At 59.9% G+C, this 23,069-nt stretch carries 17 protein-coding genes and 6 pseudogenes; 19 read left to right on the top strand and 4 right to left on the bottom strand.

What is annotated here, in order from left to right; all coding sequences use genetic code 11:
• Positions 1-2: 2 nt before the first annotated feature.
• A pseudogene (locus ACZ1HH_RS20540) lies at positions 3-733 on the top strand (IS30 family transposase); the annotation flags it as partial.
• Positions 734-762: 29 nt separating this feature from the next.
• Positions 763-1,471, top strand: a pseudogene (locus ACZ1HH_RS20535) (IS30 family transposase); the annotation flags it as partial.
• A gap of 37 nt (positions 1,472-1,508) precedes the next feature.
• On the opposite strand, the pseudogene ACZ1HH_RS20530 reads toward ACZ1HH_RS20535, so the two are convergent.
• Positions 1,509-2,633, bottom strand: a pseudogene (locus ACZ1HH_RS20530) (DUF4172 domain-containing protein).
• A 120-nt stretch (positions 2,634-2,753) separates the two neighbouring features.
• Positions 2,754-2,993: a hypothetical protein gene (locus tag ACZ1HH_RS20525; RefSeq protein ID WP_487320579.1), complete on the bottom strand. Its 240-nt coding sequence runs from the start codon at positions 2,991-2,993 to the stop codon at positions 2,754-2,756.
• A gap of 61 nt (positions 2,994-3,054) precedes the next feature.
• Here ACZ1HH_RS20525 and ACZ1HH_RS20520 point away from each other — a divergent pair.
• The 4 genes and pseudogenes from ACZ1HH_RS20520 to repC all read left to right on the top strand — a co-directional run bounded on the left by ACZ1HH_RS20520 (position 3,055) and on the right by repC (position 7,767).
• Positions 3,055-3,951 (top strand): annotated as a pseudogene (locus tag ACZ1HH_RS20520) (recombinase family protein).
• Between the two features lie 354 nt (positions 3,952-4,305).
• Positions 4,306-5,505: a plasmid partitioning protein RepA gene (gene repA / locus ACZ1HH_RS20515; RefSeq protein ID WP_472637396.1), complete on the top strand. Its 1,200-nt coding sequence runs from the start codon at positions 4,306-4,308 to the stop codon at positions 5,503-5,505.
• Entirely contained in the window at positions 5,505-6,473 is a 969-nt protein-coding gene (gene repB / locus ACZ1HH_RS20510; RefSeq protein WP_487320578.1) for a plasmid partitioning protein RepB, read from the top strand. The genes repA and repB overlap by 1 nt, the downstream gene beginning before the upstream one ends.
• 238 nt (positions 6,474-6,711) lie before the next feature.
• A complete protein-coding gene (repC, locus tag ACZ1HH_RS20505) occupies positions 6,712-7,767 on the top strand; it encodes a plasmid replication protein RepC (RefSeq protein ID WP_487320577.1) in 1,056 nt (351 codons plus the stop codon).
• Between the two features lie 212 nt (positions 7,768-7,979).
• On the opposite strand, the gene ACZ1HH_RS20500 is transcribed toward repC, so the two are convergent.
• Positions 7,980-9,182, bottom strand: a complete 1,203-nt coding sequence (locus ACZ1HH_RS20500; RefSeq protein WP_472637426.1) for a Fic family protein — start codon at positions 9,180-9,182, stop codon at positions 7,980-7,982.
• A gap of 264 nt (positions 9,183-9,446) precedes the next feature.
• Here ACZ1HH_RS20500 and ACZ1HH_RS20495 point away from each other — a divergent pair.
• A pseudogene (locus ACZ1HH_RS20495) lies at positions 9,447-9,947 on the top strand (hypothetical protein).
• 30 nt (positions 9,948-9,977) lie between these two features.
• Here the strand turns inward: ACZ1HH_RS20495 and ACZ1HH_RS20490 are convergent.
• Positions 9,978-10,955 (bottom strand): annotated as a pseudogene (locus ACZ1HH_RS20490) (IS5 family transposase).
• A 270-nt stretch (positions 10,956-11,225) separates the two neighbouring features.
• On the opposite strand from ACZ1HH_RS20490, the gene ACZ1HH_RS20485 reads away from it, so the two are divergent.
• From ACZ1HH_RS20485 to ACZ1HH_RS20430, 12 genes are all read left to right on the top strand, one after another.
• Entirely contained in the window at positions 11,226-11,615 is a 390-nt protein-coding gene (locus ACZ1HH_RS20485; protein ID WP_472637393.1) for a DUF3768 domain-containing protein, read from the top strand.
• Positions 11,616-11,772: 157 nt separating this feature from the next.
• Positions 11,773-13,755, top strand: coding sequence for a ParB/RepB/Spo0J family partition protein (locus ACZ1HH_RS20480; RefSeq protein ID WP_472637392.1), 1,983 nt, complete (start codon positions 11,773-11,775; stop codon positions 13,753-13,755).
• Between the two features lie 74 nt (positions 13,756-13,829).
• Positions 13,830-14,423: a regulator gene (locus tag ACZ1HH_RS20475; protein WP_472637391.1), complete on the top strand. Its 594-nt coding sequence runs from the start codon at positions 13,830-13,832 to the stop codon at positions 14,421-14,423.
• Positions 14,423-15,076 carry a DUF6927 domain-containing protein gene (locus tag ACZ1HH_RS20470; protein WP_472637390.1) on the top strand — a complete coding sequence of 218 codons (654 nt, stop codon included), beginning with the start codon at positions 14,423-14,425 and terminating at the stop codon, positions 15,074-15,076. The genes ACZ1HH_RS20475 and ACZ1HH_RS20470 overlap by 1 nt, the downstream gene beginning before the upstream one ends.
• A gap of 124 nt (positions 15,077-15,200) precedes the next feature.
• A complete protein-coding gene (locus ACZ1HH_RS20465; protein ID WP_075777243.1) occupies positions 15,201-15,527 on the top strand; it encodes a type II toxin-antitoxin system PrlF family antitoxin in 327 nt (108 codons plus the stop codon).
• The gene (locus tag ACZ1HH_RS20460) at positions 15,524-16,042 is read left to right on the top strand and encodes a type II toxin-antitoxin system YhaV family toxin (RefSeq protein ID WP_472637389.1); all 519 of its coding nucleotides are present in this window, start codon (positions 15,524-15,526) and stop codon (positions 16,040-16,042) included. The genes ACZ1HH_RS20465 and ACZ1HH_RS20460 overlap by 4 nt, the downstream gene beginning before the upstream one ends.
• Positions 16,043-16,189: 147 nt before the next feature.
• The gene (locus tag ACZ1HH_RS20455; protein ID WP_472637388.1) at positions 16,190-16,342 is read left to right on the top strand and encodes a StaA; all 153 of its coding nucleotides are present in this window, start codon (positions 16,190-16,192) and stop codon (positions 16,340-16,342) included.
• A 101-nt stretch (positions 16,343-16,443) separates the two neighbouring features.
• Positions 16,444-20,706 (top strand): strawberry notch-like NTP hydrolase domain-containing protein, encoded by a 4,263-nt coding sequence (locus ACZ1HH_RS20450; protein WP_487320576.1) that lies wholly within the window; start codon positions 16,444-16,446, stop codon positions 20,704-20,706.
• 122 nt (positions 20,707-20,828) lie between these two features.
• Positions 20,829-21,215 carry a DUF6878 family protein gene (locus ACZ1HH_RS20445; RefSeq protein WP_472637385.1) on the top strand — a complete coding sequence of 129 codons (387 nt, stop codon included), beginning with the start codon at positions 20,829-20,831 and terminating at the stop codon, positions 21,213-21,215.
• Between the two features lies 1 nt (position 21,216).
• Entirely contained in the window at positions 21,217-21,678 is a 462-nt protein-coding gene (locus ACZ1HH_RS20440) for a DUF6915 family protein (RefSeq protein WP_472637384.1), read from the top strand.
• A gap of 100 nt (positions 21,679-21,778) precedes the next feature.
• Positions 21,779-22,081 (top strand): hypothetical protein, encoded by a 303-nt coding sequence (locus ACZ1HH_RS20435; protein WP_461433551.1) that lies wholly within the window; start codon positions 21,779-21,781, stop codon positions 22,079-22,081.
• A 124-nt stretch (positions 22,082-22,205) separates the two neighbouring features.
• On the top strand, positions 22,206-22,934 hold the full coding sequence (locus ACZ1HH_RS20430; RefSeq protein ID WP_102855907.1) for a DUF736 family protein: 729 nt from the start codon (positions 22,206-22,208) through the stop codon (positions 22,932-22,934).
• The last annotated feature ends 135 nt before the right edge of the window (positions 22,935-23,069 follow it).

Raw genomic sequence — 23,069 nt, 5'->3', positions numbered from 1 at the left:
GGTCACCCGAACAGATCGGCAACCGGATGATCTATGAAAACGTGCGACTGCGCGTCTGCCAAAAGACGATCTTCCGCTACATCTACTCCGAGGAAGGCATGGCGCAGGAGCTTTGGTGGTATCTGCCAGAACACCGCAAGTCCCGCAAACCGCGCCGGGCCAGAAAGCGCCTGCCCCCGAAATTCGACCGCGATATCAGCATCATGTTCCGCCCTGATACCGTCGCCCGCCGTCGGCAGTTTAGTCATTGGGAAGCGGATTTGGTGTTGTTCAAACAAAGCTTTGGCCAGACGAACATTACGTCGATGGTCGAGCGCGTCAGCCGCTTCACGGTGCTGTTGAAGAACCCGAACAAGCGCACGAAGCCGGTCATGGGCAAAATCATGAAAGCCATCGGCGATCTGCCACTCATGGCGCGTAAGTCGATCACATTTGACCGCGGCACAGAGTTCGTGAGCTGGCCGAATCTTCAGGCCAAACTCGGGACCCAGACATGGTTTTGCGACCCGTCTTCGCCCTGGCAGAAAGGCACTGTCGAAAACACCAATCGACGTGTCCGCAAATGGCTACCCAGCACACGGGACATCACACGGATGCCAGACCATGAGCTGAAACAACTCTGCGATCGGCTCAACAATACGCTCCGAAAATGCCTCGGCTGGAAGACCCTGCAGAAGTCTTCCGAGAAAGGATGCTGGTGGAAATGGGACGTACCCCCTTCCCTCGTAGCTAATAGGAGTCGCGGTTCACGTAGCGCTCACAGCAGTGATCACCCAATTGAAGGAAGGTTGGTCGCCAGAACAGATCGCCGGCCGCCTTTGGTTTGAAGGCCAACCGGTGCGCGTGAGCCACGAGACCATTTACGCTTACGTCTATTTTCCCGATCGCCAATCCGCTGAACTGGCACGCTACCAGCCGAGCCGACGCAAGAAACGGCAGCCGCGCTATGCACGCAGGCCGCGCGGCCTTGTTTTCTCGTAGGAGCGCTCCATTCATCAGCGCCCGGATCATGTGAAGGCGATTTGATGATATTCGAGCGCGCCCAAGGCAATGCAAACGTGGCCACGCTGGTGGAGCGCAAGACGCGATTTGCCGTCTTGTTTAGAAACCACGACCGAAGCACCACACACCTGATGAACCGTCTGATGGATGTCATGGAGCCTCTGCCCCAGCGGGCACGGCGGTCCATCACCTTCGACCAAGGGATCGAGTTCCGGAGATGGCGCAAGCTCAAGCCTGGGATTGGAACGGAGGCGTGGTTTGCGATCCCCAGCCCCCCTGGCAGAAAGGGTCCGTCGAAAACCTCAACGAGCGAGCGCGCCGGTACCTGCCGCGGGACACGCCGGTGGCCACGCTCTTAAATCGCTATATGAAGGCGATTTGCGACCACTTAAACGGCACACCCAGAAAATGCCTCGGATGGCGCACACCGGCTGAAGCCTTCAGGGACGAAATCATGAAGCTGAGATAGTAGGAAACGTCGCAACGACCCTTGAGCCTTCATGATTTTAAGATGTGTTTTTGCCCTCTCGGTTAAGATTTAACCAATACCGTGTGTGTCTGAGCTCACCGGTTCTGTCGAGCGCTTCTTTCTCAACCAGATCCTGCAGATCGCGGGTGGCGGTCGCGCGTGATGTTCCGGTGATCTTGAGGTAGTTGTCGGCGCTGAGGCCGCCTTCGAACCCGCCGGGGCCTTCCCGAAACACGCGAGCGATGGCCTTGGCCTGTCGTTTGTTCAATTGGTCTCTGTACCGATCGTAGAAGTGCGCTTTGTTGATGAAGAAGTCGACGCGGTCGAGTGTTGCCTGTTGGGCCGTCAAGACAACTTCTGCGAACCAGACAAGCCAATCCGTCACGTCCAGCGTTTTTTGATGCTGCTCGAGCTTGTCGTAGTACACCTTGCGCTCCTTCTCGATGGAGGCGGCGAGCGAGATGAAGGTCGGCTGGCCAATGTTCTGCGCCAGCGACTTTTTAGCGAGTGCGCGACCCAAGCGGCCGTTGCCGTCTTCGAATGGGTGAATGCTCTCGAAATAGAGTTGGCTTAGCCCTGCGCGCGTCAGCGCTGAAAGCGGCTCTGCTCCCCCCGGCACGGTCTTGTTGAACCAATCCGTGTATCGCTCCATCTCAGGCATGACCCGCTCTGAAGGCGGCGCTTCGCAATGGATCGTGGGTCGGTCAAGGCGGCCGGAAACGATTTGCATATCCTCGGCGTGTGGTTGTTAGGCGCCGATGGTTTCCAACCGACGGTCATGGGACAGTAGCATCCGATGCCAGCGGTATAGCGTCTCATGGGTTAACGGCTCTGCAAAACTGGAATATACGTCGACCATCATTTCCGCGACGTCCTGTTCGCGCGGTTTGGCAGGGTAGCTGGCCGGATCGAGACCCAGATGGCGGCGCAACGAAGACTGGACACTGAGCCGGTCGAGGATTTCACCCTCGATGGCACTCGTCTGCATCGCTTCCTCGCTGAGCAGCTCGATGTGGATTTGCTCGCGCTCCGGCTGGCTGACATGATGGACCGCGCCGAGGATTTCTCCTGACGACAGCAGAAACGTCTGCTCAAACGGCTCCAGAGCGTGGGCATCATACCGGAAATCCGGCCAATCGGGCAGCGTCCAGTTCCTAGCCACGAGTTATAGACATCCTTTCTATAACTCACATCTCGATCACTTCTGAGGCATAGAAGTCAACTCTATCACTCAAAAGACCTGCGGGATGGGATGCCCCACAAACCGACGCGAGGCCTTAAACTAGACCCTTTCAAGGTGCGTCAGATCTTGCTGACGCGGTCCGGGGGGCTTCGGATCGACAGGGTTTTGTTCCGGCGCTTGAGTGAATGGTTCATAGCGAACGTCCGCTATCGCGCCGTCGAACCAAGCAGGCTGCACGCCGCCATTGTTCAATTGGTAAACGTAGCCGATCAGATTTTCAGATGTCTCGCAGAGGATGCGCATGATCGGTTCGCCAATCAGGCGAGGCTTCGTGTTCATAATACGTTCTTTCCAATGGGTCGTTTATTGGCGGTATAGGAACTGCAGAAGGCCTGTTTTGATGCCATTGATAGGCTTCGCGCGCGTTTCAACCGAGGATCAGACCCCCCTGCCTCAGTCTGAGGCCTTGCAAACTGCGGGATGTGTCGAAATCCATGAAGAACACGCCTTAGGCGGCAATCGTGCGCGACCGGTGCTTGCCCGCTTGCTGGAGCGCATCAGCAAGGGCGACACGCTGGTTGTCGTTCGGATTGACCGGCTTGCGCGGTCTCTGTCACATCTGCTGGAGGTGATCGAACGGCTGGAGGCCAAGGGGGCGTTTTTTCGTTCCATTCAGGATCCGATCGACACCGGATCCCCGCAAGGCAAGTTCACGCTGCAGGTTCTGGGCACCGCGGCCGAGTTTGAGCGGGCGCTGATCCGCGAACGTACCAAGGCGGGGCTGGCAAGTGCCCGTACTAAGGGCCGGGTCGGCGGAAACCCGGACCTGCGCGCCCGCGATTCAGGGGCACTACGCAAGGTGCGACTCGCGCGGCAAGACGGCTACATGTAGCCGCTGAACGAGACGGCTCAGGACTGGGTGCCACATGTCCGACGACTTCGACCCGATATGGCATGGAAAGATGTGCTTCGGATCATCAATGGTCCCCTGCCCTACGATCGCCACTGGACGCAAAGCCGCCTTCTGCGCGCAGTGAAAGCCTATGTGCGCGACGGGTTTCTGCCCAATGAAGTGCTTGGTCGCGCTGGACGACGCGAAACCGACGACCGCCTGCCCGCGATTGTCGCTGGCATCAAGGGCGCGGACCCTGACATCACGCTTGAGGCGATCTGTGACCGGCTGGAATCCATGCGGGAACGCACGCCTCGTAGCCGAACGAGATGGCAGCCGTCTTTGGTGAAAATGCTGTTGGAGCGGTCGGAACGACTTGGCCTGATGCCGTACGAATCGAGCTAAGATCAGATGTAGCTTCTGACCCGAATCCAAAAAAATTCAACCGAGAGAAAACTCCGCAGGAGGCAGAAAGTGCCATTAATTACTTGAGTTTAGCTGCTATTGTGCCAACTCAACAGAGTAGCGGCTCGATCCGGTTATATCTGCATTTAATATATCTATATCAACGACTTGCTGAGTTTTTCACTCAGCAACATCTATAGGTGTTGTGGATAACTTTCACACTACATTTAGATTCTTCTTGCCGGACTCACTGGATCGTGGCATTCCCATTCTGACGGCAAAACGCGTCAGACACGCTGGACACCGTCAGAATGACTAAGAGCCTCAACAGAGGCCGAGAGTGGGCGGCAGGAAATGAATGATCGTAACATTGGATACACGCAAGGCATAGGCTCTTCCGATATCGGAGCATTTGCCGACAATCTGGCTGAGTCTTTGGATCGCCAGATGAAGATCGCTTTCGAACCCGAAGAACGAAAGTCCCTACGCCGCTTCAGTTCCACCGAAGTTGCCGGCCTCCTGCGCGTAAGCACATCTAACCTGCGCAACCGGCACAAGGACGGCAGCTTCCCGGAAGTGCATACAGACAACCGCGGACACCGGTTCTACACAGCCCAAGAGATTGATGAGTTGCGCGATGTTCTTGGACGCACTGGAAAGAACGCAGAAAGCTACCGCCCAGGTCGACGTGATGGCGATCGTCTCCAGGTGATATCCGTCGTCAACTTCAAAGGCGGTTCATCAAAGACTACTGCAACGATTCATCTTGCGCAAAGGTATGCCCTGCGCGGCTACCGCGTGCTGGTCCTAGACCTCGATCCGCAAGCAAGTTTGACCACGTTTTTCGGCTTTCGGCCCGAGCTTGAGTTCGCCGATGGCGGCACAATCTATGATGCTTTGAGATATGAGGACCAAGTTCCTCTCTCGAACGTCATCCAAAAGACCTACTTCCATAAGCTCGACATGGTGCCCGCCGGTTTGATGCTCTCGGAGTACGAAACTGAGACCGCGAACGCTCTCGCCCGTCGCGCACAACCCATTTTTGCAGAGCGCCTCGCCTTGGCGCTTGAAGAGGTTGAGGCAAACTACGACATCGTCCTGATCGACTGCCCGCCTCAGCTTGGGTTTCTAACCCTGACTGCGCTGGCAGCCTCGACGGGGCTTTTGGTTACCGTGGTACCTGGCATGCTTGACATCGCATCCATGAGCCAATTCCTGAAGCTTGCTTCAGAAACGGTCAAGGCCGTGGAAGAAGCCATCGGTCGGCGTGTCACATGGGATTTTGTCAAGTTCCTGATTACCAGATATGAACCGTCGGACGGTCCGCAGACCCAAATGGCAGGCTACCTGAGATCAATTCTGGCAGGTCAGGTCATGACAGAGCCGATGCTGAAGTCTACGGCGATCTCCGACGCGGGGATGACCCAGCAGACCGTCTACGAAGTCGATCCAAGCCAGTTCATCAGAAAGACAATTGATCGCGCCCTGACCAGCGTGAACGGCGTTGGCGATGAGCTGGAGCAGACGATACAAATGGCATGGGGGCGTCGCTGATGGCCCGAAACATCTTCAACCAGCCCCCCAAGGATGAGACGGAGAGCGCAGCCCCCTCCCCTACCCCGCCAAGAGCGGCAAAGCTGCCGGGATCTGTTGGAGGACTGCGCGACTCTTTGCGCGAGATCACAGCAAACTCGATTCGCGATATCGAACCCGATCAGATTGACATGGATGGGCTGCGCGATCGGTTGGTGCTGGAAGATTCCAGTATCGATGAGTTGGCCGAGAGCATTCGCAAGCATGGCCAACAAGTGCCCATCATGGTCCGTCCATCAGCCCAACCGGACAGATACCGCATCATCTACGGCCGCCGCAGGCTTGCGGCGATCCGTAAGGTCGGTGGAACGGTCAAGGCAATTGTTCGAACCTTGGACGATGACGCATCTCTGATCGCTCAAGGCCAGGAGAACAACCTCAGGCTTGATCCGTCTTTTATAGAAAAGTCTATTTTTATCAAAGAGATGCAAGAATCCGGGTACAAACCCGGTGTCATTCAAGATGCTCTAGGTCTGACCCGGCAAGGCGTATCCAACCACAGGGTCGTCATAGAACAACTGCCAGACGGTCTTGTTCAACTCATCGGGCCAGCACATGGAATCGGACGACGGCAGTGGGGTGAGCTAGCTGCCTTATCGGTGAAGGTAGATTTGGTGGACATCGCCAAAGAGGCGCTCGCCGCCCTGCCCGACGACACTCCTAGTTCCGAAAAGTTCCAAGCGGTCTATTCGGCTTGCTCGAGCAAAGCACGTAGCGACAAGAAGTCGCCCAATCGCGGGCTGACTTCGGTCATCAATGATGAGAACGGCAGTTCATTGGGCACGCTGACGATCGATGATAAGGCGATCACTCTCAAGGTTACCAAGAAGGACAATCCAGAATTCGGCCAATGGCTCGAAGAACACGCTGAAGTTACGCTTTCGCAACTCTTCGTACAGTGGCGGAATGAGAGAGGCTTTGGGTCCTAACCCAGGCCACACAGAGAAACACGAGCAGAGGAGAAAAGCGAAGACCCGAAAGAAAAGAGCCCCCCAAAGTTTCCCCTGGAGAGCCCTCATCATCTGATTAGCATCTTTGGTGTAGCAACCTCCAGCATACCGGTCAAGAGTCACCGATTCGGTGGACTGATATTTTTTGCCTTTTTCCCCGAAAATGCGAGGAAAGAGACGGGGAAGTTGTGGGCCAAACGGTCGTCGTGAACAAACCATGGCATTTACAAAACTCTCGATCGAAGCCGCAGGTGCTGATGCAACCCGCGGCTCATTTCCCCCATCTGAAACCGACATCTGGACCATCTTCAGAGCCCTGAGAGATGCACGCAGCGTGTTTGGTCTACGTCCTGGCCACATACAGACACTTCAAGCCATGCTCAGTTTTCTGAAACCTGGCCATGGCGAAACGGTTTTTGCGTCTAACAATTCACTTTGCCAGCGCGTTGGCGGAATCGACGAACGGACACTCCGGAGGCACATCAACCGCTTCGTTGAACTCGGGTTCATCAAGCGCAATGACAGCTCGAACCGAAAGCGCTACCGCGTTCGCTCATCCGGCGGGGAGTGCATCAGTTATGGATTGTCTCTCACCCCCCTGCTCCAACGTGCGAGCGAGCTTATAGCCATCGCGCAAGAGATCGAGAATAACCGGCGAGATCGGATATTTGTCCGCAAACAGATCCTTACAAAGCTCGCCCATTTGGAAGAGCACGATCCTAGCAACGCATTCATCAACCACGCACGGAAAGCTCTACGCAGGAAGCTGAGCCTCCCCGAATACCACGCTCTGCTCGCCAATACAGATGCAGAATGCCAAAGTTTGTCTACCCAGGATGACCCGCCTGAAACTATGGAATTGCCCGCCAATGACGGACAAACTGTCCGGCATCAATCTAAGTCTGAAGAAGAAAAAAAAGATTTAGATAGCAACATAGCCGATGAGGCCCTGAAACCAGACTTGCTGACCTCAGTCTGCGATCAGGCGACATCGTTCTCCACAGAGAGACTTAGAAACTGGTTGGACATTGAAAACCATGCTCGAACACTTGCACCCATGATGGGCATTCACCCAGAAACTTTCGAGAAAGCCAAAAATGCCATAGGAGCTCAGAAAGCGTCATGCGCGATCTTTATCATGCTACAACTTGGACAACGCATCAGGGATTTTGGGGCGTATTTTCACAGTATCACCCTGGGTCAAAGGCAAAACCAATTTGATCCATTAGCTTTGATCAAGCGACTGTCCGAAACCAATGAGCAAACCGTCTAATGTCCACCGCGGTGGACTTCGAACGGGAAGCAGCGCTTATGAGAACCACAACTGTCCAAACGCACCTGGCGGCGCGTGGTGGTTCTTCAATTAATCTCAGACCAGCAGATGTCCACCGCGGTGGACAAGTAACGCACGAGCGAACCTTGATGGAAATCTCGACGCCAATGGAAGAAATGGGCGGCCAGGCATTACACCTTAAATCCCTAGCGTTATTGTGGGAGGTCACCATCTCCAAAGAGGTTTGGAAAGAGCCGCTCTCGATAATCCAACGGAAACGCCAACCGAACTGGCGTTTTCGGCGAGGCAGAAGTCAGGTATCCGGCGGCGGTCAGTTTACTCAGCGTGTTGCGGGCAGTACGCTCGGACGTCTTTAGCACTATCTGCGCGTCGCCTCGTTCCAATGCGCCATGCCGAAGAACCGCCGAGACTAGTTCCGGTGCTCGCTTGTCATCGATGGTATCTGCAACAAGACGACGATACCGTTGGTCCAATCCGCCGAGATCGAACAATCTTGCTGAGAAGGTGATCTGGTCGAGCGTCACCTTTAGGAACCATTCACTGAACGTCCTCAGTGCCGCTTCTGACAGGTTCCCACGCCCGTCGCGGTCTCCGCGGCGAGGACTGTCGGCCAGATCCATCATCCGTTTGTACTCGCCCCGATCGATCAGTCCGCGGGCCAGCCCTCGCGATACGGACCATAGCCCCTGGCCACCGATCCCCGCTGTGAGGGCCATGGCATGAGACATCAGTCTGCTGACACGGCCGTTACCATCCGGGAAAGGGTGGATGTAGTTGAGCCGGTGATGTGCAGAGGCGATCGCGATAATCCGTCCGCTCGAAGACCGCGCCGCAATCTGAAACCGTTTGTCGAAATGGTCCATGAATGCCGCAACGCGCGCCGATGAAGGAGGTAGGTGGCGCCCGACCGCAACTTCCCGATCGTCATCCTGGCGCATGCGTCCCGGAACAATGGGCTCGTGTGTGCCGTCAGAATGCTCGATGACCCGAAACTCGTCAGGCATCTCGTCGTAGAAGCTCTTATGGACCCAAGTCAGAAATTCGACGGATGTGGGGCGGGGCAGGGTGCCTATACGATGCATCTCATCGATGGCCCGTTGAACGATGACGTGCGCCCGGGCCTCAAGGGCGAGAGGGCGGGTTTCTTCCTCAAGCTCGGCACCGGCCAGCGCCCTTTCGATGTCGCGGGGGCGCGTGTTGTGTCCTTCGATCAGGTTGGAGTAGTAGCAGTTCATCACACGGACGAGATCGGCAAGTTCGGCTGCGCTGTCAGGATGCAACCCTTGTCCCAGCCCGGTGGCTTCCCTCTGGATGTCGACCGAAAGGTCTGCCAGTTCTGTAGGAGTATGCTCCTCGAAGAAGCAGGGTTCGATCCTGGCGGGTGTTTCCAGCATTTTGCCGATCTTCCATATTTGCAAAGTGGTTGAAAAATAAACACATTTCGTAATTTCAAGCAAGGTTTTGCCGATATGCGTTGCCGATCTAGAATTGCTGCATGAAATCAATGGCTTCGGCAGATGCGCCGGGCTTTTCGGTTTTGTTGTGTGCCCAAAGGGGCCGGAAAAAGAGAAAGCGTTCTTCGAGTTTCGTGACTGACGGATGAGGGTCTTTGGGGTCCCTCAGGTGGGACCGGGCCGGATTCCGGTCTGCCGTTCCTGATGAAGGGCATTCTCATGCAAACAGGTGTCTTGCGCGTATTGCGCGCGATCGCTGCCTCGTGGGGGCGACACAAGGAACTACGCTGAGCCGGCCAGACGGGGCAGGCACAGCGGCGCGAGCGGGAAACTGTCCTGCGTGATCTCGGGTATTTGAAGCAGGCCGCATCATTGCCAAACGCGCATGTCATCTGCGGAGAGGGCGGGACATTCATCCATCTCGGTTGGACCACCGTGTCGAGTTTCGCGCCAATCGAGCGCTTTCCCTTGGCTACTCTTGCGGTCGCACGAGGGACCCCGTTCATCGATATCCGACCCGTCACGGATGTCATTGCCTTCGCCAACCTGCCGCGGGTGACGCGGGACGGATCAGTCGACCCTGAACCCTGGGGCCCCGGCAGGTCCGTGTCGCTGACCACCTAAATCGACATGGTCGAAGCCCTCGGGGCCAGGATCGCCAACGATCCGCGGCCCCTTCAGGGCTCTGTTGCACAAAACAGGTGATTGCCAAGGTTCCTCTTTCCCCGGACAGACTTATCCCGCAGGTTCTGTGATGGGTATGCCGAGCGCGGTGTAGCCGTTCAGAACGGCGATCCGGACCTGGAGTTCTGCGACCTGGCGGTCGAAGTCCCGTGCCATTAGCCGCTGGCCCAGCAGTTTCACGCAATGCATCCTTTCGTCGGGAAAATGATCCCCCAGATCATTTTCTGACGCTCCTCAAATCTCGACGCGGCTCCGGCGGTGGTATCCACTCCAACGTCGCCACAGCGCACGGCCCAGATACTTCGATGCTCGCAGGGCCTCGTTGCGAGCCAGGGCTCCAGCGGTAATGGTCTTCCATGGCTTGGCGTTCTTGCGGGGCGGGATGACGGCATGAGCGTCGCGGTCGGCGATGGCGTCATGGCATTTTCGAGTGTCGTAGGCGCCGTCGGCGGTGATGATCCCGATCTCTTCGTTCATCGGGATCTGGCTGAGCAGGTCGGGTAGCACAGGTGCGTCGCCGATGTGACTTCCGGTGATCTCGACAGCGCGGACCTCCAGTGTCTCCTCATCAATTCCGAGATGGATCTTGCGCCAGACGCGCCGTTTCGGCCCCCCGTGCTTGCGGGCGTGCCACTCGCCTTCACCCTCGACCTTTATCCCTGTGCTGTTGATCAACAGGTGCAGCGGCCCCTTCGAGCCACGATACGGGATGTTCACGGCCAGCGTCTTCTGGCGGCGGCTCAGCGTGCTGAAGTCGGGCACCGTCCAGTCGAGGCCGACCAGGCGCAACAGGCTCTCGACGAAGCCCGTCGTCTGCCGCAAGGCCATGCCGAACAGCACTTTCATGGAAAGGCATGTCTGGATGGCGGCATCGCTGTAGGTTTGTTGTCGGCCACGCCTGCCTGTCGGCGCGGCATCCCAGCACATCTCGGGATCGAACCAGATCATCAGCGAGCCACGGCGCTTGAGCGCTTTATTGTAGGCTGGCTAGTTCTTGGTCCTGTAGGTCGGGGGCGTAGGTCTGCTCATGCATCCCAGCTATCACGCTGGTTTCAATAGATGAATCCCTCAATCGATTTGTGCAACAGAGCCGAACGGGGGGGGGCCATTTCGTTGATTTCCTCAGTCTGCTCGACTGAGTATCAGATCTGGTGCCCCAAATCGCAAGGCAGCATTGTCCCGCTGAGCGGACTGTCGGAACTGTTTTGCCCGCGCGGGTTTTGGTGGGGGTCTTCTGCCAAGCGGAAAAGACAAAGCAGGCTTTGGGAAGGGTGTTTCAACTCCTCAAAGGAGAGCCCTATGACCATCACCGCACAACCCCAGACAGACCGCCCGGATCCGAGTGTGATCGCAGCGCAGAACGACGCGTTTCGCAAGCTCGCATGCCTCGGGGTGCCGCCGGTGCAGCCCATACAGGGCCGGATGTATGTCACCCGCTCGCTTATGGAGGCTGGCGACGGCTTCATGGCCGAGGCGGTGAAGGCAACTGGTGAGTTTGCCATGTTCGAGCCTGAGAATGACCCTGAAGGCTGGCACGATTTCGGGGCGGTCGAGATCCGGGGCGAGACCGTGTTCTGGAAGATCGACCTCTATGAGGCGGATTCCGATTTCCGCTACGGTGCCGAGGCCCCGGACAATCCCGCGACCACCATGCGCGTGCTGAGCATCATGCTGGCGCGCGACTGGTAGAAGGGGAGGGCACACCTCCTCCTGACATCGCAGCCAATGAAGGCCCGCTGCCCCGCAAAGGGAGAGTGGGCCTTTTGTCGTTGTAATCCCCTCCCTTGGGGATTGACCGCGCATCTGAATGCGCGGGCCGCTCCAAATCCATCGAGAAGGATATCCCATGACTGCAAGTTTCAAACCCGTTTCTGTCGCCATTGGCGATCTGACTGCCCATCCAGCCAATGTGCGCAGCTACTCGCCGGAAACCTATGACCTCGAGAACATCGCGCATCTGAAGGCCAGCATCGCCGTACTGGGCCTGCTGCAGCCGCTCCTGGTCCAGAAGCTTGACGGGAAATACGCCGTCCTCGCCGGTGGCCGGCGCCATGCCGCGCTGAAGGAGCTGGTCGCGGACAAGGCCGCGAAGGGCTTCTCGGCGAAGACCAAGGTGGACTGCCGCCTCGTGCCGGCGGATTGCGACATCACCACGGTGCTGTCGCTCGCCGAGAACATCACGCAAGCGCCGATGAACGCCATTGACGAGTTCGAGGCTTTCGCGCGGATGATGGAGGTCGACGGCCAGACGCCCGAGACGATCGCAAGGACCTTTGGTACCACGGTCGCTGCCGTCAAAGGCCGGTTGCGCTATGGCTTGATCCACCCCGACATTCGCGCAGCAGCTCGGGCCAAGACGATCACACTCGATACGATGAAGGCCTTCGCCGAGCATCCGAGCCAGGAGGCGCAGCGCGAGGTCTATGAAGCGCTCACGAAAGACGGCGGCTATCTGCAGGCCTACACCGTCCGTCAGGCCCTCAAATCCCGCGGCGTGCAGGTCAGCGATGATATTGGGGCCTTTGTGCGCGCGGACTACGAGGCGCGGGGCGGCGCCGTTGCGGCTGACCTTCTGGAAGAGCATTCCGTGCTCGAGGATGCGGCGCTGGTCGAGACCATCCTGCTCGAGAAACTGACCGCCGCCGCCGAAGAGGCCCGTATGAAGCTGGGCTTTGCCTGGGCCGATGCGATGGTCCGCTACGATTACGCGACCATGGCGGACTACGGCCGCGTCTATCCCGGCCCGATCGAGCCAGATGAGGCCGCACAAAAGCGCATCGACGAAATCACCGCCGAGTTTGAGCAACTACAGCTCGAAATGGAGGATGAGGGGCTCGAAGACGATGCCTACAATGCACTCTACGACCGCGTGGACACTCTGGAGGAGGAAGCTCGCGATCTGCAGGAGGCCTATAGCGCCGAGGATCTGGCGCGGGCAGGGGTGATTGCGTCGTGGCAGGGTGGTCAGGTGACGCTCCATGTGGGCCTCGTGCGCCCCGAGGACACCGTCAAAGGGGAGGGCGCGCGCGGCTCCTCGGCCAACCCGACCGGGGAGGAGGCCCCGGACGTGGGGGAAATAACCTATCCGGCCTCATTGGCCGAGGACCTCAAGACCGAGCGGGCTATGGCCTTAGGCGCCGCGATGGCTCTGAATCCCGAGGCCACGCTCGATTTGACGCTCTTCAAGTTGGTGACCGACGTCCTCGGAACTGGCATGAGCGTCACGCAGGCGATCAAGATCGATGCCCGCAAGGAATACCGCAACCACGCCAAAATGGACGAGATCGACGAGACCTCCCTCGAGCAGGTGGCCGCGGCGCATGATGTGCTGGACCTCTCGTGGCTCGATGATACCCGCCCGCCCGCCGATCAGTTCTCGGCGTTTCGCGCGCTCGATGCAGGGGAGAAGGCCAAGCTCGTGGCCTATGCGACGGCCAGCACCACGCAGTCCTGCTTCGCGCGGGACCGTCAGCGCGACAGCCTGATGCATGCGTTCGAGATCGAGATCATGCCCGACATCCGCGCCCACTGGACGCCGAATGCGGCGCTCTTCAACCGCTTCAAGAAGGCCTGGCTCCTGAAGATCCTCGGCGAGGATCTGGGTCTCGCCCAGGAGGCGGTGACGCTGGCCTCGTCGAGCAAGAAGGAGATCGTCGCCTTTTGTGACAAGCTCTTCGCCGAGCCCTTCGCCACGCTCACCGACGCACAGCGTGCCGCCGTGGCCGCCTGGTGCCCGCCGATGATGCAGACCGCCGGTGTCGTCTGTGACGAGATGGCGCCCGCCGCGGAAGCTCCGGAGCCTGACAGCGAAGTCGCGCAAGCGGCCTGAGTCCTCACGCGACCCGCGCGAGCCATGCCGCCCGCGCGGGTCGATCTTCCCACACCCAACCGAAAGACATCCCCATGGCTATTCTCAAGTTCTCTGCCTCAGCCGCTGCGGCGCAAATCGCACATGCGCGCGCCTGCAAAACCTTCCTGCCGAACTGGAACGGGCCCGTGGACAGGCCGGCCCTGATCCTCATCGTCGGCAATGGCGTGCATCTGCGCTCGAATGGCATCGATGGCACGACCACCCGCATCGTCACCACCGAGCAGGCCGATCCTTCCTTTGCTTTCGCCGACGGCATGAACCCGTTCCGGGACACCGACTGGATGGCGCAGCGCCGCATGGCTTTTCGCGATCTGACCGGCCAGTTCTACACGGACATTCTCGACGATGTGCAGGTGCTGATCGACCGGGGGCAGGGGGCGATCCGGCTCGCCACCGATGGTCACAGCATCCGCGTCTTCGTGCGCCGGGCCTCGGATTATCTCATCGGCGGGACCTACGAAGTGCCATCGGGCCTCGGCGGCACGTTCCGGGTTATCCTCAAGGATGCCTGCGACACCTTCGCGATCGTGCAGAACTGTGGAAATTGCGAGGATTTCGACGCGATGCAGCCCTACCGCGTGCCGCTCGATGCGCTGATGGACCTCGATGGCCGGAGGGCTGCCTGATGGGATGGCTGTTCTACACCGACGGTCGTGTCAAATCCTACGCGGATGAGAAGGCGGAGATTGCGCGGCTCTGCACTTTCGAGGGCGACACGCGCAAAACCGAACTGGTCAAAGCCTGCAAGGTCGGCTCGACCTGGTATGCGGCGGGAAGGGTCACCAGTCTCGACGGCACCGCTGTCGAGGACGCGACCTATGTGACCGATCTGGATGGCTCGATCACCTTCGGTGCCGTTTTCCTCACCCGATACGATGACGGCTGCTGGGGCTACAAGGACATGGAGGAAAGCGCGGGCCCGAACGAGTCGCGGGCTCCCCTTGGGCTGATCGAGCTCCTCTCCGACCTGAAAGACCCGGACAGCTACGCGCAGGACTGGCGTCAGCGCTGCCGGAATTGGGCTGCAATCCCGGACTACGAGGAAGGCGACAAGATCAGGCTCGCCACGCCCGTGACGCTCACCGATGGCAGCACCTGCCAGATCGTCACTGCGACCCACTACAGACGGGGGCGGCAAAATCGCCGCTGCTACCGCATCGAGGAAACCGGCGGTCTCGTGCGCCTGTCGAAAGCCTCGCTTGCGGGTTCGGAGCTGCTCAGCTCCGCGAAAGGTGCTGCTAGCCCGGTGCTGGCGGAGTATTTCGCGGGGCGAGAATAGGTGCTGCGCCGGACGGTTCATCGACCTGCCGGCGACAGCAGATCCTGCGGCTTGCCTTGACAAGGCAATGCAAATGCATTACCTATCGCAGGAAGCAAAGACCCTTTTCTTTCAGGAGACTGCCATGACAGTGCTCACACAAGATGTCTCGAAGCTCACTGATCGGTATCAGACAACCGTGCCGGCAGGTGTGCGAAAGCAGCTCAAGCTGGGCAAGGGCGACCAGATTCGCTACTGCACCGAGCCGAGTGGCAGGGTCTATATCGAGCCCGTGCGCGCCGAAGAGGATGATCCCGCGCTCGGCGCCTTTCTCGATTTTGTCGAGGCAGATATCAAGGCGCATCCGGACCGCATTCGGGCGTTCGATGGGGCTTTGCATGACCGTCTTGCAGCACTGGTCGGAGACGTTGACGTCGATCTGGATGCGCCGCTATCGCCCGAGGATGAATGAGCGGCGATAGCGTGCCCGCAGGGGCGCCCCTTGCCGTAAACGGATGGTCAATTTATGCGCATCCGCTCTTTCTGGACCAGCTCGAAGGGCTGATCGAGGAAGTTGAAGCGCGTAAGGCACGCGATCCAAAGACATGGCGCAAGAAAAACCCGACGAAACGGCTGGCCGCCATCTTCAAGCTGGTCACCGAGGCCATACCGGCAGATCCGGGTGCCGCCGCCTACCGGCAAGGCAGCACGCTCGGGGATCACCGCAAGCACTGGTTCCGGGCGAAATTCTTCCAGCAGTATCGGTTGTTCTACCGCTTCAACAGCGATGCCAAGGTCATCGTGGTGGCCTGGGTGAACGACGATAAGACCCTGCGCGCCTACGGCAGCAAGACGGATGCCTATGCGACGTTCAAAGGGATGCTGGAAGATGGAAATCCACCTGACAATTTCGAAGCGCTCTTGAAAGAAGCTGCGGCGGCGCACGAGCGGTTCGAAATGTCCCTTGAAGCGGTGCCTGATCGGTAAGTGGCCCGGTTAGCTGTGAACCTTACGGCCTTGCCGTTTACGGCACCACTGTGGGTGATGTAGCATCGACCCATAGCATAGTCGGAGAAAGCGCAATGGACCCAACGGGTAAGGAATAGCCGCACCTCGGTCTCGAGGAGCATTTCCGTGGCGGCTGATGTCAATTCGTATAACGCGTGGTTTCGCGCGCAGGTACAGACCGCGCATGAGGATGCACGCGGTGGAACTTCACAGGTTCAGGTAATGCAGGCCGCGCAGGCTTTGATTGATGCGAAGCGGCAGGTCGAACCCAAGTCCTGACCAAGCCTTGGAAGTCAGCGCGGTCTGATCCCGTCACCCTGAAAAGCGAAAGCGGGCTTTTTGTCCTTTGGAACTCAGACCCTGATCCAAAGGAACTCCCCATGACCAAGCCCAATCCGGCAAACCCGCCTTTCCCAATCTCCGACGCTGATCTCGCCTCTGCGCTAGCGCAAATCGGCGCGGAGATCGACTACCAACCCCTGCGCAGTTCAGCGCTCGCGCGCATCATGCGCGAGACCTTTCTTGGCAGCGATGCCAGCGGCGCGTGGGACTGGCGCATGGCCTACGATCTGATGCAGGCGGCGGCTGTGCAGGCGCTGCTACGTGGCGACAACAGTGAGGATGATTACTCCGCCGCAAAACTCCTTGCGTCACGTCTCCTGACGGAAACGCGCCGGTCAGAGCAACAGATCCGGCTGCAGCAGTTTTCCACATCGCTGGCATTCGCGGCCCTGACGGTGCGGGCGGCAGCGATCCGCAAGGGCGAGACCGTGCAGGAACCCTCGGCTGGCACCGGTGCCCTGGCAGCTTTCGCCGCCCGGGCCGGTGCCACGCTTTTACTCAATGAAATTGACCCGTTTCGTCAGCGCCTCCTGCGGGCTGTCTTTGGTGGCGATGTGACGGGTCACGACGGCGAGCATATCGACGATCTGCTGCAGATGCCGGTTCTGCCTGACGTCGTGGTGATGAACCCGCCTTTCGCCTCCTCGGTCGATCGCTCCCGCGACAAACACATCGCCGCCAAGCATCTCATTGCGGCCGCCAAGCGTCTCGCGCCCGGTGGCCGGCTGGTGGCGATCATGCCGCAGGGGTTCAGCACGGAGCGCGATGCCGCGCATTGGTCCCGCGCCTGCGGTCTCCTGACGCCGCGACTGGCGTTGACGATACCGGGGCAGGTCTATCGCAAACTCGGCACCTCTGTCGAAACCCAGCTCATGGTCTTCGACAAGGTGCAGGAGGATGGCGAGATGATCCGCGCCACTGTTCGGGACCTGGATGAAGCCCTTCCTTTTGTCCAAGGCGTAGCCACTTCCCGGCCCGAGGCGCGTCCGGCTTCGGCGGTGGCCACGCGTTCTTTCGCGCCGAGGGCCGTTCCAGCAGCTGTCACGCGCAAACGCCCCACCGTTGCCGCCACCGCTTCCAAGCCCCAGGCCAATGCGGTTGTCCCGCTCACTTTTACCAGCCTCGAGACTCCACGCGATAATACGCCCGTCTCGGACATCTATGCGCGCTACCGCCCGCAGCGGATCGAGATCGCGGGTGCGCAGGAGCATCCCACACGGTTGGTCGAGAGCATCGCGATGGCCTCTGTGGCCCCGCTGGTGCCGTCTGGCAACGCCACTGCGGAACTGCGTCTGCCCGGCAAGCTGATCGAGGAGGGACATCTCTCCGAGGCGCAGCTCGAGACCATCATCATGGCGTATGATGCCCATGGGCGTGATCTGCCCGGTCGGTTTACCATCAATGACGACCAGACCAAGCTGACGCGCTCCGATGACGACCCGGAGGCACGCGCTTATCGCCTCGGCTATTTCCTCGGCGACGGCACCGGTTGTGGCAAGGGCCGCGAATGCGCGGGGCTCATTCTCGTGAACTGGCTTTCCGGGCGCAGGAAGGCGATCTGGGTCTCCAAATCCGCCACACTCATCGAGGACGCGATCCGCGACTGGACCGATCTTGGCGGCTCGCCAGCCGACATCCAGCCGCTCTCCAAATGGAAACCGGACCAGCCGATCCCGATGGGTGACGGTATCCTCTTCGTCACCTACGCCACGCTGCGGTCCGCCGGCAAATGCGGCACCACGCGGCTGAGCCAGATCTTTGAGTGGATGGGCGAAGACTTCGAGGGCGTCCTCGCTTTTGATGAGGCCCACGCCATGCAGAACGCGGCAGGGTCCGAGCAGGGCAGGGGGGTCAAACCCTCCCAGCAGGGCCTTGCTGGCCTGCGGCTGCAACTGGCCGCCCCGCGCGCCCGCGTCTTCTACATCTCGGCCACGGGGGCCACGAGCGTACACAACCTCGCCTATGCCGCGCGGCTGGGGCTCTGGGGGCAGGGCCCCGAATACCCCTTCCCAAGCCGCGAGAGCTTCGTTTCTGCGATGGAAGCCGGCGGTGTCGCCGCCATGGAGGTGGTTGCCCGCGATCTCAAGACGCTCGGGCTCTACACGGCCCGCGCCCTCAGCTTCGACGGCGTGGAGTATGACGTGCTCGAACACGCGCTCACCCCGGCCCAGATCGAGATCTACGACGCCTATGCGGGTGCGTTTCGGACGATCCACCACAATCTCGAAGCCGCGCTGACGGCGACCGGCGTCAACGACGCCTCTGGCGAGACCAATGCCTCGGCCGCTCGCGCCTCGGCCAAGTCCCGCTTCGAGAGCACGAAGCAGCGTTTCTTCAACCATCTCCTGATGGGCATGAAGGCCCCGACCATCATCCGCGCGATCGAGGATGATCTGGCGGCGGGCAACGCCTGCGTCATCCAGGTGGTTTCGACAGGCGAGAGCCTGCTGAAACGTCGGCTTGAGACGATGGACCCGGAGGATGAGCTCGTCGAGGGGGCCTTGACGCCGCGCGACTATGTTCTCGGCTACCTCAAACAGGCTTTCCCGATCCATGCGCAAAAGCTCGTGGAGATTGACGGCAATATGGTGGCAGAACCTTTGCGGAATGAGACTGGGGCGCTCGTTGTCTCGCGCGAGGCGCTCGACCTGCGCGATGCGGCCATGATGGAGTTGATGACGCTGGCGCCGATCCCCTCGGCGCTCGATCAGATCCTCTGGGCCTTTGGTGACGAGGCTGTCTCCGAGGTCACGGGCCGATCTATCCGGCCCCTCAAGGCCGAGGATAGCCATCTCTTCATAGAGAAGCGCGCCGCCAGCAGCAATTCATCCGAAACCCAAGCCTTCATGGATGGCGAGAAGGATATCCTGATCTTCTCGGATGCGGGTGGCACGGGCCGCTCCTATCATGCGGCCCAAACGGCGAAGAACCAGAAGAGGCGCCGGCACTACCTTCTGGAGCCCGGCTGGCGTGCCGATGCGGCCATCCAGGGGCTCGGCCGCACGCATCGCTCAGCGCAGGTCAGCGCGCCCTTCTTCCGGGTCTGTACCTCCGATGTGCATGGCGAGAAGCGCTTCACCTCGACGATCGCCAAGCGCCTCGACCAGCTGGGGGCCCTAACCAAGGGCCAGCGCGAGACCGGCTCGCAGGGCATGTTCCGCGAGGAGGACAATCTTGAAAGCCCGATCGCGCGGGCGGCTTTGCGCGGCTATTACGCCGATCTTGCCGCCGGGCGCGCTGAGGCGATGAGCTATGAGAGCTTCACCGACTGGACCGCTCTGCGGCTGATCGACAAAGACGGGGTGCTCCTTGAGGAGCTTCCGCCGATCCAGCGGTTTCTGAACCGGGTGCTGGCGCTACCGATCCACATGCAGAACGCGCTCTTTGCCGAGTTCATGCGCCGGATTGCCGATCAGACCGAGCGGGCACGGGCCGCGGGCACGCTCGATCTCGGCGTGGAAACCCTGCGCGGCGAAAGGATCGAACAGGTTTCCACCGAGGATCTCTGGACCTGCCCGAAATCCGGTGCCGTGACACGGATCATTGGACTTGAGGTTACCGACCCTGTCCACGTGCTGTCGGCGGATGACGCCCTGTCGCGCAACCCCGACAAGCTGCCGATGGTCAATCGCGCCTCCGGTCGCGCGGCGCTGATCTCGGCGCGGCCCATGCAAATGTATGACGAGGACATCGTCACTCTCATGCGCAAGGCGGTGAGGCCAAACGGGTCGAGCTATCTCGAAGAGATGCGCTTCGAGTCCTCGGCTTGGGAAGAGATCGGCAAACCGGAGTTCGCACGGCTTTGGGATGCCGAGGCTGCCGCCCTGCCAAAAACCACCACGACCAAGCTCTACCTGCTCACCGGGCTGCTGTTGCCGATCTGGAAGGACATTCCGACCACGAATGAACGCATCTACAGGGTCACGCCCGACGGGGCGACCGCCATGATCGGGCGGACGCTGAGTGAGGAAGGGGCGGCCGCGCTGCGCGCCCGCTTCCTCGTCTCCGACCCGCAAACACCGCAGGAGATGTTGACCGCCGCCCTCGGCACCACCGCGCCTGTCGATCTGGGCCGGGGTCTCACCTTGACCCGTCGCCGTGTCGCAGGCGAGATGCGCCTCGAGCTGGGCGGCGCGGATCGGGGCATGATCGACGGCCTCAAGGCAATGGGGTGTTTCACTGAGATTATCGCCTTCCAGCTGCGGGTGTTCCTGCCGCATGGGGACGGGATCGACACGGGAAGCATTCTGGCCCGGATCGTGGGGCAGGAAGCCACCATGACGTCAGAACAAGCCGCCTGAAAAGTCAAAGTGAGCTTCCGGTCGGGCGGCGTGGATCGGGATTTGGCCGATCTGCGCTTTCCGGGCGCGCGCTGACCAATGCCAGGCCCGGTCCCCCCAAATTCAGATAAGAGGACAGACCCATGACCAATCCCCAGATCGACTATGCTGCAATGGCGGCTCAGTGGCGCGCAGAGCGCGAAACCACCCTGAAGGCATCCCGAGGGGAGCTGCTTACGCAACTACGCGCGCTTGGTATCAGCGAGGTCACTGCCGAATACGAAGGCTATGGCGATTCTGGCAATGTCGAGGATGTGACGGTGCAGCCCGCGGAGGTCAAACTGTCGGAGGCGCTTGCGACAGAGGTCGGTGATTTCGCCTGGTCGCTCGCCTATCACCATCACCCGGGGTTCGAGAACAACGAGGGCGGCTACGGCTCGCTGACCTGGGACATTGCAGCAGACAGCATCACACTCGATCACGCCGACCGCTATGTCGAATGCTCGCACAGCTATGACGAGGGGCTTTGAGATGGCCCATCCGCTTCATCATGCCGAAAGCTCTGCCCGGAAATTCGGCGGGGTGCCGTCTGACTATCAGGCCGTCCACGTTTGGTTTGACGCCTCGAAAGAGCATCTCGCGCTTTTCACGCACCGGGCCTTGCGCCACCATACCCAAGGTCTGTTCGATGCTGAACGTGTCTTCGGTCTGACCCTGACCAATAGCGCAGGTCGGGACATTCCCGTGCGCTGGATCGGCGAGCAGCATATCCGTGAAGACTGCCAAGGCCGCATCCCGAGCATGGCGGACTGGCTGCGACGGATCCAGCCCGAGCCATGGATGGCCAATGGCCATAGCGACCGGCACGTCGGCTCCGAGCCCTGCGGCGATCCAAGGGTCGCCTGGGCCTACGAGGTCGCAGCCGGCAGAACGGTTCTCGGCCTGAAGGATTGGATGGCGGCACGCGCGACGCAAGCCATGCAAGGTGCCTGACAGTTCTCGGTCGTTTGCCAAACGAATGCTGCATGGAAGCCCGGTCGGAATATCGGGCTTCTTGCGTCGTTTACCCACCATTCTTCGTAAGGAGGTTCGCATTACACTCGAAGACATCAAGGCGGCCGTCGATGCCGGTCAGACCGTGCATTGGGTCAATACCGGCTACGTTGTGCACAAGGACCGGCTCGGTCAGTACCTCATCACCTATTTGCCGAATGATAGCTGTATCGGTCTGACCGACCGGGGCGGGCACCGGTTGAACGGAAGAGAGGTGGAGTTCTTCGTCGCGCGACCGAAGGACGCCGCACAAAGTCCGGGCAGCCAATCAAGACCAGACGGGCAGGGGAGGGGCGTAGCACCCGGAGGCGCGGCGGCATTCCTACTCGGGCGGCAGCTCTGACCCGTGGGCGGGGCTGAAAGGAAAGCAGGCTTTCTGATTTGTGATCTCTCAAGGGGTCGAGAAAGCAATCCCGGATGCGCTGGCAAGAACGTCAGGCACCGGCCAATCTGAAAGGAACCATCCCATGTTCGCAGGAACCCTCACCCGCAATGTCGAGAACGCCGCCGCTGAATACACCGGCATGATTCATTCGACGCGTTTCGACATCGACATCCAGCTTGAAACCCGCCCGAAGATGTCTGCGCGCAGCCCCGATTACGACGTGACGGCGATCAACAAGTCGGGCCGCAAGGTGCGCATCGGCACGGCCTGGAACGAGACCGGCAATACCAGCGGCAACCCCTACATCTCGATGCAGATCGATGTCGGCCTCGGCCCGTTCCGGGTCAACGCGGTGCAGACGAAAGAGGCGCGCGCCGCCCAGAGCGGCGCGTTCGAGATCATCCCGCTGGTCTCGAATGGCCTGATGAAATCCGGCTCGATCTCAGGCGAGCTCACCGCCATGGACGCGGACAACGCCTTCACCGGCTACATCGCCAACATGATGTTCGATCTGGAGTTCATGCTGATCGAGAACAGCTACAAGACCGAGGAGACCCACCCCGACTACCGGATCGAGATCAGCTCTCCCCGCGGCACGCCGATCCGCGTTGGCTCGGCCTGGTTGGCGAAGAGTAGCCGTACGGGCAATGACTACCTGTCGCTGCTGATCAACACGCCCGACGGCGATTTGCGAGTCAACGCCGTGCAGAACGAAGAACAGCGCGGCGGGCAGACCTTCTCGATCATCCCGTTCATCGACAGCGGTGAGCAGCCGCAGGACGCGGGTCCGGGGCTCTCCTTGGTCGCTTGATGAACGCGCAGGAATAGACGATCTGGACCGAAAGGGGAGCCGTGGGATCAAGGTTCCCCTTTTGGTGTGTTGGTGTGGGTGAATGGAACCGGCGTACATTGCAGACGTTCGTATCACCTGCAGCTAATGCAACCT

Source organism: Epibacterium sp. HA2-3 (assembly GCF_055693725.2).
Note: the sequence above shows the minus strand (reverse complement) of the source record. Positions and strands in the feature narration are given on the sequence as shown.